This is a genomic window from Pseudomonas sp. 31 R 17 (assembly GCF_900004915.1).
Taxonomy (GTDB): Bacteria; Pseudomonadota; Gammaproteobacteria; order Pseudomonadales; family Pseudomonadaceae; genus Aquipseudomonas; species Aquipseudomonas orientalis_A.
Genome location: NZ_CVTN01000037.1, coordinates 24,552 through 37,273, shown reverse-complemented (window position 1 = coordinate 37,273; position 12,722 = coordinate 24,552). Strand labels below are relative to the sequence as shown.

At 61.7% G+C, this 12,722-nt stretch carries 9 protein-coding genes; 7 read left to right on the top strand and 2 right to left on the bottom strand.

Annotation, left to right across the window (positions count from 1 at the left end; all coding sequences use genetic code 11):
- Window positions 1-113 precede the first annotated feature (113 nt).
- The 7 genes from BFP89_RS02390 to BFP89_RS02360 all read left to right on the top strand — a co-directional run bounded on the left by BFP89_RS02390 (window position 114) and on the right by BFP89_RS02360 (window position 9,650).
- A complete protein-coding gene (locus BFP89_RS02390; RefSeq protein WP_065883795.1) occupies window positions 114-1,403 on the top strand; it encodes an MFS transporter in 1,290 nt (429 codons plus the stop codon).
- Between the two features lie 204 nt (window positions 1,404-1,607).
- Window positions 1,608-2,594, top strand: coding sequence for a phosphate ABC transporter substrate-binding protein PstS (locus tag BFP89_RS02385; RefSeq protein WP_065883793.1), 987 nt, complete (start codon window positions 1,608-1,610; stop codon window positions 2,592-2,594).
- 483 nt (window positions 2,595-3,077) lie between these two features.
- Window positions 3,078-5,111 (top strand): ABC transporter permease subunit, encoded by a 2,034-nt coding sequence (locus tag BFP89_RS02380; RefSeq protein WP_176718386.1) that lies wholly within the window; start codon window positions 3,078-3,080, stop codon window positions 5,109-5,111.
- 15 nt (window positions 5,112-5,126) lie between these two features.
- Window positions 5,127-6,797: a phosphate ABC transporter permease PstA gene (gene pstA, locus BFP89_RS02375; protein ID WP_065883789.1), complete on the top strand. Its 1,671-nt coding sequence runs from the start codon at window positions 5,127-5,129 to the stop codon at window positions 6,795-6,797.
- 119 nt (window positions 6,798-6,916) lie between these two features.
- The gene (gene pstB / locus BFP89_RS02370) at window positions 6,917-7,750 is read left to right on the top strand and encodes a phosphate ABC transporter ATP-binding protein PstB (RefSeq protein WP_065883786.1); all 834 of its coding nucleotides are present in this window, start codon (window positions 6,917-6,919) and stop codon (window positions 7,748-7,750) included.
- A 70-nt stretch (window positions 7,751-7,820) separates the two neighbouring features.
- Window positions 7,821-8,582, top strand: coding sequence for a phosphate signaling complex protein PhoU (gene phoU / locus BFP89_RS02365; protein ID WP_057726096.1), 762 nt, complete (start codon window positions 7,821-7,823; stop codon window positions 8,580-8,582).
- Window positions 8,583-8,747: 165 nt separating this feature from the next.
- The gene (locus tag BFP89_RS02360; RefSeq protein WP_065883784.1) at window positions 8,748-9,650 is read left to right on the top strand and encodes a response regulator; all 903 of its coding nucleotides are present in this window, start codon (window positions 8,748-8,750) and stop codon (window positions 9,648-9,650) included.
- 120 nt (window positions 9,651-9,770) lie between these two features.
- Here BFP89_RS02360 and BFP89_RS02355 read toward each other — a convergent pair whose 3' ends face one another.
- Window positions 9,771-11,111, bottom strand: a complete 1,341-nt coding sequence (locus BFP89_RS02355) for a hemolysin family protein (RefSeq protein WP_057726098.1) — start codon at window positions 11,109-11,111, stop codon at window positions 9,771-9,773.
- Window positions 11,112-11,376: 265 nt separating this feature from the next.
- Window positions 11,377-12,663, bottom strand: coding sequence for a phosphate regulon sensor histidine kinase PhoR (gene phoR / locus BFP89_RS02350; RefSeq protein WP_237140443.1), 1,287 nt, complete (start codon window positions 12,661-12,663; stop codon window positions 11,377-11,379).
- Between the last annotated feature and the right edge of the window lie 59 nt (window positions 12,664-12,722).

Here is a 12,722-nt window from a genome sequence, read left to right as displayed (position 1 = left end):
GCAACTGTTTTCATAGCGCTGTGCTTTTTCAGGCGATTTGCTATCTTGCCAGACCCGCCGCAAGTCACGGGCGTGCAGTCCTTTACGCTGATTACTATAAGAGAAGCCTTGCCATGTCCTCCGTGCCCGCAAGCAGTGCGCAACCGTCGCGCCCGCTGACCCGCAACGACTACAAAACCCTGTCGCTGTCTGCCTTGGGCGGGGCGCTGGAATTTTACGACTTCATCATTTTCGTATTTTTCGCCACCGTGGTCGGGAAACTGTTCTTCCCCGTCGACATGCCCGAATGGCTGCGCATGATGCAGACCTTCGGCATCTTCGCCGCCGGCTACCTGGCTCGCCCGCTGGGCGGCATCATCATGGCGCACTTCGGCGACCTGCTGGGCCGCAAGAAGATGTTCACCCTGAGCATCTTCATGATGGCCGTGCCGACCTTGATAATGGGGCTGCTGCCGACCTACGCGCAGATCGGCCTGTGGGCGCCGCTCCTCCTGCTGCTGATGCGCGTGATCCAGGGCGCGGCGATTGGCGGTGAGGTACCCGGCGCCTGGGTATTCGTCTCCGAACACGTCCCCCCACGTCACATCGGCTACGCCTGCGGCACCCTGACCAGCGGCCTTACCGCCGGTATTCTGCTGGGCTCGCTGGTAGCCACCGCGATTAATACGGCCTATACCCCGGAGCAGGTTTCCGATTACGCCTGGCGAATCCCGTTCCTGCTCGGCGGTGTCTTCGGCCTGCTGTCGGTGTACCTGCGCCGCTGGCTGCATGAAACACCGATCTTCGCCGAGATGCAGCAACGCAAGACCCTGGCCGCCGAACTGCCGTTGCGCGCGGTACTGCGTGACCACCGTGGCGCCATTGTGCTGTCGATGCTGCTGACCTGGCTGCTGTCGGCCGGCGTCGTGGTGGTCATCCTGATGACCCCGACCGTGCTGCAGACCGTCTACCACTTCAGCCCCACGGTTGCGTTGCAGGCCAACAGCCTGGCCATCGTCACCCTGAGCCTGGGTTGCATTGCCTCGGGTGCCCTGGCCGACCGTTTTGGTGCCGGGCGTGTGCTGGTCACCGGCTGCGCGTTGTTGATGGCCACTTCCTGGACGCTGTACCACAGCCTCATGGCCCACCCGGACTGGCTGTTCCCGCTGTACGCCTTGACCGGCCTGTTTGTCGGCACCATCGGTGTGGTGCCCTACGTGATGGTCAAAGCCTTCCCGCCTGTGGTGCGTTTCAGCGGCCTGTCGTTCTCCTACAACGTGGCCTACGCCGTGTTTGGCGGCCTGACGCCGTTGGCGGTGTCGCTGCTGATGAAGGAAAGCCCGATGGGCCCGTCCTACTATGTCGCTGCCCTGTGTGTGATGGGGATGGTGGTGGGCGGGTATCTGTGGAAGCGTTCCCGCTAAGCTTGATCGTTCCCACGCTCCCGCGTGGGAACGCCGCCTGGGACGCTCTGCGTCCCCCCCGCTGCGGCAATACGCGAGCGTTGTGCAAATCCTCCCCCCAATAGTGGCCTTTCATCTAACTGTCACATTGCAGACATAGAGTGTTCACACGGCCTCTCGATACTTGGCCCCGATCCAACTATCCCTATCTGCTAGGAGCAAGGCATGAAACTGAAACGTTTGATGGCGGCAATGACATTTGTCGCTGCTGGCGTCGCGACCGCCAACGCGGTGGCTGCTGGCGTTGACCCGGCGATCCCGGCTTACGTCAAGACCACTGGTGTGTCGGGCAACCTGTCCAGCGTCGGTTCCGATACCCTGGCAAACCTGATGACCCTGTGGGCCGAGGGTTATAAAAAGGAATACCCGAACGTCAATATCCAGATTCAAGCGGCCGGCTCTGCCACCGCGCCACCTGCGCTGACTGAAGGCACCTCCAACCTGGGCCCGATGAGCCGCAAGATGAAGGACACCGAACTGGCGGCCTTCGAGCAGAAGTACGGCTACAAGCCAACCGCTATCCCGGTAGCCGTGGATGCCCTGGCGGTATTTGTGCACAAGGACAACCCGATCCAGCACCTGACCATGGAACAGGTCGACGCGATCTTCTCCTCGACGCGCTTGTGCGGCGCTAAAGCCGACGTGAAAACCTGGGGTGACCTGGGCGTGACCGGCGACCTGGCCAACAAGCCGGTTCAACTGTTCGGCCGTAACTCGGTATCCGGCACCTACGGCTACTTCAAGGAAGAAGCCCTGTGCAAAGGCGACTACAAGCCTAACGTGAACGAACAGCCTGGCTCTGCCTCGGTCGTGCAGTCGATCAGCTCCTCGCTGAACGGCATCGGTTACTCGGGCATCGGCTACAAGACCGCCAGCGTGAAGACCGTGGCCCTGGCCAAGAAAGGCAGCACTGAGTTCATCGAGGACAGCGAAGAAAACGCCCTGAACGGCAAATACCCGCTGTCGCGCTTCCTCTACGTTTACGTCAACAAAGCTCCGAACAAGCCTCTGGCACCGCTGGAAGCCGAGTTCGTGAAACTGGTGCTGTCCAAACAGGGCCAGGAAGTTGTCGTGAAAGACGGTTACATCCCGCTGCCAGCCAAAGTTGCCGCCAAGGCCCTGGCTGACCTGGGTCTGAAAGAAGGCAACTAAGTAGCCGGGCTGGGTAAAACCAGCCTTCTGCAGGAGCGAGCTTGCTCGCGAAAGGCAACAGGGCGCCGCGTTGATTCAGAAACAGCGCGTTATCGTTGACGATCTTCGCGAGCAAGCTCGCTCCTACAGAAACTCCTAATTTCAAGTCCGCTGCCAGCTATGCTTCGCGGCGGATTTCCTGCGTCACTGCACTGTCATCTTTCTGTCATACAGGATCGCTAGGGTGTGCGCATGAATGATCTGGCCAATTCCACCATGACGACAACTTCTCCCCCCAAGCGCATTGATTTCAATACGCCTGAGCTGCAACGCAAGCGCCGCATTCGCGCGCTCAAAGACCGTTTGACTCGTTGGTATGTGCTGGTCGGCGGCCTCGCCGTTCTCGGCGCAATCACCCTGATTTTCTTCTTCCTCGCCTACGTGGTCGCGCCGTTGTTCCAGGGTGCTTCGCTGACCAAGGAAGAAGCGCTCACACCGGCCTGGATGCAGGACGCCGGCAAGCCGCTGATGATTTCTCTGGAAGAACAGAACCAGGTCGCCATGCGGGTTTCCGACAAGGGCCAGGCGCTGTTCTTCGATGTCACTACCGGTGCCGAACTCAAGCGTGTCGACCTGGCGCTGCCGGCAGGCGCGAGCGTAGTGTCGATTGGTGAAGACCAGCCGGGCAGCCCGCTGGTGATCCTCGGTTTGTCCAATGGTCAGTCCCTGGTGTTCCGTCACACCTATAAGGTGTCGTACCCGGACGGCAAGAAAACCATCACGCCTGCGATTGAGTACCCCTACGGTGAAACGCCTATCGTGCTCGACGATACCGGCCGCCCGTTGGAGCACGTCGCCCTCAATGCCACGGATTCGTCGCTGGTGGTTGCAGGCTCGGCCGGTTCGCACTTGAACGTGCTGACCCTGAGCCGCGAAGAAAACATGATGACCGGCGAAGTTACCAGCGAGCAGAAGCGTGTCGAACTGCCGCAAATGACCGAGCCGGTGAAGGCAATCTTCATCGACCCGCGCCAGCAATGGTTGTATGTGATCAACGGTCGCGCCCTGGCCGATGTGTTCAGCCTGCGCGACAAGAGTCTCAACGGTCGCTACAAGCTGCTGGAAGACGGCAATGCCGAAGTCACCGCCAGCACCCAGCTGGTGGGCGGCATCTCGCTGATCATCGGTAACTCCAAGGGCGGCCTGGCCCAGTGGTTCATGGCCCGCGATCCGGACGGCGAGCAACGTCTCAAGCAGATCCGTACCTTCCAGATGGGCACTGCGCCCATCGTGGAAATTACCGCCGAAGAGCGTCGCAAAGGCTTTACTGCCCTCGACGCTTCCGGCCAGTTCGGCGTGTTCCATAGCACTGCGCACCGTACCTTGCTGGTCGATCCAGTGGTCGACGGCCAAGGCGTGTTCGGCCTGTCGCCACGGGCCAACCGCGTCATCGTCGAAGCCGGTGGCAAGCTGCAGCCGTTGCTGCTCGACAACCCGCACCCGGAAGTGTCGTGGAGCGCGCTGTGGAGCAAGGTCTGGTACGAGAACTACGACGAGCCCAAGTACGTGTGGCAATCGACCGCCGCCAACACCGACTTCGAACCCAAGATGAGCCTGGCGCCGCTGACTTTCGGTACGCTGAAAGCCGCGTTCTACGCGATGCTGCTCGCCGCACCGCTGGCTGTAGCCGCCGCGATCTACACCGCTTACTTCATGGCCCCGAGCCTGCGCCGCAAGGTCAAGCCGGTGATCGAATTGATGGAAGCGATGCCCACGGTGATCCTCGGCTTCTTCGCCGGCCTGTTCCTGGCGCCTTACGTGGAAGGGCATCTGCCGGGGATTTTCAGCCTACTGATGCTGTTGCCGATTGGCATCCTGGTGGCCGGCTTTGTGTTCAGCCGTTTGCCTGAATCGATCCGCCTGCGGGTGCCGGATGGCTGGGAAAGCGCGATCCTGATCCCGGTGATCCTGTTCGTGGGCTGGCTGTCGCTGTACATGAGCCCGTACCTGGAGACCTGGTTCTTCGGCGGCGACATGCGCATGTGGATTTCCCACGACCTGGGCATCACCTACGACCAGCGCAACGCTCTGGTGGTCGGCCTGGCCATGGGTTTTGCGGTCATCCCGAACATCTACTCCATCGCCGAAGACGCAGTGTTCAGTGTGCCGCGCGGCCTGACCCTGGGCTCCCTGGCCCTCGGTGCCACGCCCTGGCAGACCATGACCCGCGTAGTGATCCTGACCGCCAGCCCGGGCATCTTCTCCGCGCTGATGATCGGCATGGGCCGCGCCGTGGGCGAGACCATGATCGTGCTGATGGCCACCGGTAACACGCCGGTGATGGAGATGAACCTGTTCGAAGGCCTGCGCACGCTGGCGGCCAACGTCGCGGTGGAAATGCCCGAGTCGGAAGTGGGCGGCAGTCACTACCGCGTGCTGTTCCTCTCGGCGCTGGTGCTGCTGCTGTTCACGTTCATCATGAATACCCTCGCCGAGCTGATCCGTCAGCGTCTGCGCAAGAAATATTCGTCGCTTTAAGAAAGGTAGAAGTCTGTGAAACAGAACTCCCTGAATGGATGGTTCAAGAGCGGCGCCCCCGGCGTCTGGATCAGCGGTGGCGCAGTGTCCATCGCGGTCATCATGACCATTGGTTTGCTGGCGGTGATTGCGGTGCGCGGCCTGGGCCATTTCTGGCCGGCCGACCTGATCCAGGCCAACTACAGCGTACCGGGCCAGGCCAACCATATCGTCATCGGCGAAGTGGTGCAGAAGGAAGAAGTGCCGCGCGAGCGCCTGAAAAGCGCCGGCCTGCCGGTGCCCGACGAGGGCCCGGAGTTCATGACCCGCGAGCTGATCAAGGTCGGCAATCGCGACTTGAACGGTAATGACTTCACCTGGATCGTCGGCGAATGGTTGAAGGACCAGACCAGGCCGGTGCAGTTGATGACCATCGAGCGGCGTGAATGGGGCAACTTCTACGGCACCCTGGTCAACGTCAAGCAGGATGGCAAGATCATCGCCGAAGGCGAGGCCGCGTGGCCGGAGTTGCAAGCCCGTGTGGAGCGCGTCAACACGCTCGCCGCCCAGCTCAAGAGCCTGGAAAAAACCGATATCGGCGCGATCAACGCCGGGCTGGAGCGCGTTCGCCTGCACGGTCGCAAGCTGGAGCTGGAAGGCAAGCTTGACGCCGCCGCCCAGGCTGACATGGACGCCGACCGCGCCGAGCTGAATGCCCGCTACCAGGACATCGAAGCGCGCCTGGCCGACCTGCACGCCCAATTCAACCGCGACGCGCTGACGGCCCGGGACGGCAACGGCAAGGAAATCGAAATCGGTATCGGCAAGGTGGTGCACGCCTATCAGCCGAACGCCATGGGCACCCTGACCAAGATCGGCTTCTACTTCAGCAAGGTCTGGGAGTTCCTGAGCGACGATCCACGGGAAGCCAACACCGAAGGCGGGATCTTCCCGGCGATCTTCGGCACCGTGATGATGACCCTGATCATGGCGATGATCGTCACGCCGTTCGGCGTGCTGGCGGCGGTGTACTTGCGTGAGTACGCCAAGCAGAACACCCTGACGCGGATCATCCGCATCGCGGTCAACAACCTGGCGGGCGTACCGGCCATCGTCTACGGGGTGTTCGGCCTGGGCTTCTTCGTGTACGTACTGGGTGGCTCGGTGGACCGGCTGTTCTTCGCCGAAGCCCTGCCGGCGCCGACCTTCGGCACGCCAGGCCTGCTTTGGGCCTCGCTGACCCTGGCGCTGCTGGCGGTGCCGGTGGTGATCGTGGCCACCGAAGAAGGCCTGGCGCGGATTCCTCGCACCGTGCGTGAAGGGTCCCTGGCGCTCGGCGCGACCAAGGCGGAAACGCTGTGGAAGATCGTGCTGCCGATGGCCAGCCCGGCGATGATGACCGGCATGATCCTCGCCGTGGCCCGTGCCGCCGGTGAAGTGGCGCCGCTGATGCTGGTCGGCGTGGTGAAGCTGGCCCCGTCGCTGCCGCTGGACGGCAACTACCCGTACCTGCACCTTGACCAGAAGATCATGCACCTGGGCTTCCATATCTATGACGTCGGCTTCCAGAGCCCCAACGTCGAAGCGGCGCGCCCGCTGGTCTACGCCACCGCCCTGCTGCTGGTGATGGTGATCGCCACGCTCAACCTGTCGGCGGTGTGGATTCGTAACCACCTGCGCGAGAAATACAAAGCGCTGGACAGCTGACACGATCCAGTGTGGGAGGGGGCAAGCCCCCTCCCACACTGGACCGCGCCATACACAGAATTTGAGTAAGCCGCCCCCGGCGGTTCAATGAAATGAATTGGTAGCACAGGGAGCATCCCATGCAACACGAAACCCATTCCCACGGCATCAACATGTCGGCACTGGGACGCGACAAGCAAAGCCTGAGCCTGGCCCAGGAAACCGTGGCCATCGAAGTGCCGGGCCTGAGTCTCTACTACGGCGACAAGCAGGCGCTGTTCGACGTCAGCATGAACATCCCCAAGCAGCGCGTGACCGCCTTCATCGGCCCGTCCGGCTGCGGCAAGTCCACGTTGCTGCGCACGTTCAACCGCATGAACGACCTGGTGGACGGTTGCCGCGTGGAAGGTGCCATCAACCTCTACGGCACCAACATCTACCGTAAGGGCGAAGACGTGGCCGAGTTGCGTCGCCGCGTGGGCATGGTGTTCCAGAAGCCCAACCCGTTCCCCAAGACCATCTATGAAAATGTGGTCTACGGCTTGCGCATCCAGGGCATCAACAAAAAACGCATCCTCGACGAAGCGGTCGAGTGGGCGCTCAAGGGCGCAGCGCTGTGGGACGAGGTCAAGGATCGCCTGCACGAGTCGGCCCTTGGTTTGTCCGGTGGTCAGCAACAGCGTCTGGTCATCGCCCGTACCATCGCCGTGGAACCTGAAGTGCTGCTGCTCGACGAACCGTGCTCGGCCCTCGACCCGATCTCCACGCTCAAGGTCGAAGAGCTGATCTACGAACTCAAGTCCAAGTTCACCATCGTCATCGTGACCCACAACATGCAGCAGGCCGCGCGGGTGTCCGACTACACCGCGTTCATGTACATGGGCAAGCTGGTGGAGTTCGGCGATACCGATACCCTGTTCACCAATCCGGCGAAAAAGCAGACCGAAGACTACATCACCGGTCGCTACGGCTAGGAAGCCGTGGTTCTGATTGCACTGACGCTGCGGTTCTCCGCACCTTACCGGACGCTCCAAGGACGCCAACATGATTAGCAAAGAAGGCCTTACCCACCACATCTCCGCGCAGTTCAACGCCGAGCTCGAGGAAGTGCGCAGCCACCTCCTGGCGATGGGCGGCCTGGTGGAGAAGCAAGTCAACGATGCGGTCACCGCGCTGATCGAGGCCGATTCGGGCCTGGCCCAGCAGGTGCGTGAGATCGATGACCAGATCAATCAGATGGAACGCAACATCGACGAAGAATGCCTACGCATCCTGGCCCGCCGCCAGCCCGCGGCTTCCGACCTGCGTTTGATCATCAGCATCTCCAAGTCGGTGATCGACCTTGAGCGTATCGGCGACGAAGCCACCAAGATCGCCCGCCGCGCCATCCAGCTGTGCGAAGAAGGCGAAGCGCCGCGTGGCTACGTGGAAGTGCGCCATATCGGCGACCAGGTGCGCAACATGGTGCGCGATGCCCTTGACGCGTTTGCGCGGTTCGATGCGGACCTGGCGCTGTCGGTGGCCCAGTACGACAAGGTCATCGATCGCGAATACAAGACCGCCTTGCGTGAGCTGGCCACCTACATGATGGAAGACCCACGCTCTATCTCGCGCGTCTTGAGCATCATCTGGGTGCTGCGCTCGCTGGAGCGCATCGGCGACCACGCGCGCAATATCTCGGAATTGGTGATTTACCTGGTACGCGGCACCGACGTTCGGCACATGGGCCTCAAGCGCATGAAAGCCGAAGTTGAAGGCAGCGCTGATCTTATCCCTAATGTTCCGGGCGAATCTGACGATAAGTAAGGTTGCCCGAGAAATTAACGCCCGGCCATTGGTCGGGCGTTTTCGTTTGTGGCGAGCGGAATTGATTGCGGACGGGGCGTAATAAGTCCTAACGTGACTGCAGAGTTTTGGCGAAATGCCATCATGGGCAAGCTGCCAGCCAAGGTTTTATAGGATGAAGGGTCGATGAGTAAAGTCAGTGTGTTGGTGGTGGATGACGCCTCGTTTATTCGCGACCTGGTGAAGAAGTGCCTGCGCAACTACTTCCCGGGGATCAAGATCGAAGATGCGGTGAACGGCAAGAAGGCGCAATCCATTCTGATGCGCGAGACCTTCGACCTGGTGCTGTGCGACTGGGAAATGCCGGAGATGTCCGGGCTTGAGCTGTTGACCTGGTGCCGCGAGCAAGCCCACCTGAAGGCCATGCCGTTCGTGATGGTGACCAGCCGGGGTGACAAGGAAAACGTGGTGCAGGCCATCCAGGCCGGCGTATCCGGTTACGTCAGCAAGCCATTCACCAACGAACAGTTGCTGAACAAGGTCAAGCAGGCCCTGCACAAGATCGGCCGCCTCGACGCGTTGATCGCCAGCGCGCCGACCAAGATGAGCTCGGCGTTCGGCAACGACTCCCTGAGCGCACTGACCGGTGGCAGGCCCGAAGCCGTCAAGCCGGCGCCGGTGGCGGCAGCCCCGAACAAAGGCCTGCTCAACAGCGCGCCTGTTGCCGCTGTCCCGGCCGCATCGCCCGCCAGCGGCCGTGGCCAGGGCCAGTTGCGCCTGTCCAGCGGCACCCAGCAATGCGTGATCAAGGCGCTGAGCATCAAGGAGGCGTTGTTGGTGGTGCGTCGCGGTGAAGTCCTGCCCCAGGTCCTGGAAAGCGCCGTGCTCGACCTCGAACAGGGCGAGAATGCTGAAGTGGCACGCCTCAATGGCTACCTGCACGCCATCGTTGCCTACGAGCCCAGGCCCGACAGCGATTGGCTGCAGCTGACCTTCCGGTTTATCGACCAGGATGCGCAGAAGCTGGACTACATCTCCCGCCTGATCGCCCGTGGCACCGCGCAGAAGCACTTCGTGCCGGGTGCGTGATCTACAGAGCACCGCCTGACCAATGTGGGAGGGGGCTTGCCCCCGATTGCGGTCTGTCAGTCAAAAATATGCTGACTGAAGCACCGCTATCGGGGGCAAGCCCCCTCCCACATTGGGTAGTCAATCCAGCATCAGCACCTTGGCCAGCACGATCTTCGGCCCTTTCATCTTCTTGATGATGATCCGCAAGCCTTCAACCTCCAGCACTTCTTCCTCTTCCGGCACCCGTTTCAAGGTGTCGTAGATCAGGCCGGCCAGGGTTTCGGCCTCGATGTGGTCCAGGTCGATGCCGAGCAAGCGTTCGACCTTGAACAGCGGCGTGTCGCCACGCACCAGCAGTTTGCCCGGCTGGTAGGCGAGGATGCCGCGTTCAGCCTTGCGGTGTTCATCCTGGATATCGCCGACCAGCACTTCCAGCACGTCTTCCATGGTCAGGTAGCCAATGATCTTGCCATCGGCTTCCTCCACCAGGGCGAAGTGCGCGCCGCCTTTGCGGAACTGCTCGAGCAACTGCGACAACGGCATGTGCCGTGACACGCGCTCCAGCGGGCGGGTCAGTTCGGCCAGGTTGAACGATTCGGGGATATGGTCCAGGGCCGCCAGTTCCAGCAGCAGGTCCTTGATATGCAACAGGCCCACGAACTCGTTGCGCACGGCGTCATACACCGGGTAACGGCTGAATTTGTGGCGACGGAACAGCGCCAGGATTTCCTTGAGTGGGGCGTTGAAATCCAGGGTGACCAGGTCTTCCCGGGAGTTGGCCCAGTCCACCACTTCCAGTTCGCCCATTTCCACGGCCGAGGCGAGTACGCGCATGCCTTGGTCGCTCGGGTCCTGGCCACGGCTGGAGTGCAGGATCAGCTTGAGCTCTTCGCGGCTGTAATGGTGTTCGTGATGCGGGCCGGGCTCGCCCTGGCCGGCGATGCGCAGGATCGCGTTGGCGCTGGCGTTTAGCAGGTAGATCGCCGGGTACATCGCCCAGTAGAACAGGTACAGCGGCACGGCGGTCCACAGCGACAGCAATTCGGGTTTGCGGATGGCCCAGGATTTGGGGGCCAGCTCGCCGACCACAATGTGCAGGTAGGAAATCACGAAGAAGGCGGCAAAGAACGACACGCCCTTGATCACCTCCGGCGACTCGACGCCTGCGGCGCCCAACAACGGCTCGAGGATGTGCGCAAACGCCGGTTCACCGACCCAGCCCAGGCCCAGGGAGGCGAGGGTGATACCCAGCTGGCAGGCCGACAGGTAGGCGTCGAGCTGGCTGTGTACGGTGCGCAGGATCTGTCCGCGCCAGCCGTTGGTGTGGGCGATGGCCTCGACCCGGGTCGAGCGCAGTTTGACCATGGCAAATTCCGCCGCAACGAAGAAGCCGTTGAGCAGTACCAGGACCAGTGCAAAAAGAATCATGCCGAAATCGGCGAAAAGTGTCGCGAGGGTGATGCCAGGGGAAGGGTCCATGATGGGGTTTTGCAGGTTCCGTATGTTCAATAGGGGGAAAGCAGGCCTGAAAGGCAGGCGCAAGTCGGCCAATGTAGCGGCTGACGGGGCGCTTGCCTAGTGGCTGCTGCCGGGCGGGGCCTGGAATACATTGCCCAAATTCATGCAAAACCAATGTGGGAGGGGGCTTGCCCCGATAGCAGGGTGTCAGTCAACACATCTGCTACTGATACACCGCTATCGGGAGCAAGCCCCCTCCCACATTTAAATTAGTGCCGTGGCTGAGTTATTCGTCATTCCCGACGAGCTGCGAGCGCGTCACCTGCGCCGGCGGAAAGTGGCAGGTAAAGGTACTGCCATGCCCCAGCACGCTGCTGATCTCCAGGCGTGCCCGATGGCGCAGCAGCACATGCTTGACGATCGCCAGGCCCAGCCCGGTGCCGCCGGTATTGGAGTTGCGGCTGGAATCGACGCGGTAGAAGCGTTCGGTCAGGCGTGGCAGATGCTTGGCGTCGATACCGATGCCGGAGTCCTGCACGCTCAAGTGTGCGCCCTGTTCGTCGGCCCACCAGCGGATGCGGATGTTGCCCTTGTCCTGGGTGTACTTCACCGCGTTGAACACCAAATTGGAGAACGCACTGCGCAACTCGCCTTCGCTGCCCTTGAGCAGCACCGTCGGGTCGGCGTCCAGCGTGATCTGCTGGCCGCGTTCGCCGGAGAGCGCCTGGGCGTCGTTCTTGATGGTTTTCAACAGGCTTTGCACCGCCACCGGGTGGTTATCGGAGGGGTAATCGGTGGCCTCAAGCTTGGCCAGCAGCAGCAAGTCATTGAGCAGGGTTTGCATGCGCGAGCCTTGTTGCTGCATCTGCTGCAGGGCGCGGCTCCAGCGCGGGTTGATCTCGTCGACATTGTCCAGCAGCGTCTCCAGGTAGCCGCAGATCACCGTCAACGGCGTGCGCAGCTCGTGGGAGACGTTGGCGACGAAGTCCTTGCGCATCTGTTCCAGCTGATGGATGCGGGTCACGTCGCGCACCAGCATCAAGTGCTCATTGTTGCCGTAGCGCGTCAGGTACAGCTGGATGCGCACGCGATCGTTGGTGGGCGAGGGGATTTCCAGGGCTTCTTCGTAGTTGTCCTGCTCGAAGTATTCCTTGAAGCGCGGGTGGCGCACCAGGTTGGTCACCGGCTGGCCGCTGTCCTGGGGCGTCTTGAGGCCCAGCAGGGTCTCGGCGGCGCGGTTCCACCATTCCAGGTTGCCGTCGCTGTCGAGCATGATCACCGCGTCCTTGAGCGCGGCGGTGGACTCCTGTACCCGGTCGATCACCGCCTGAAGGCGCCCGCGCACCCGTTGGTCGCGGCGCTGCAAGTGGTAAATGCTGTCGAACACTTCGCCCCACAGGCCGTAGCCGTCGGGCGGTGCTTCGTCGGGTTTGTGCTGGCGCAGCCATTCATGCAGGCGCAGCAGTTGCTTGAGGGTCCAGCCCAGGTACAGCGCGATGCCGATGGCCAGGCTCCAGCCGTAATAACCACTGATCAACCCGACCAGCAGGCAACCGGTGACGAGCAGGAGCATGTGGCGAATCAGGGTGCCATGCCAGTTTTGGTTCACTTGAACATGCGTCCTTGTCAGCT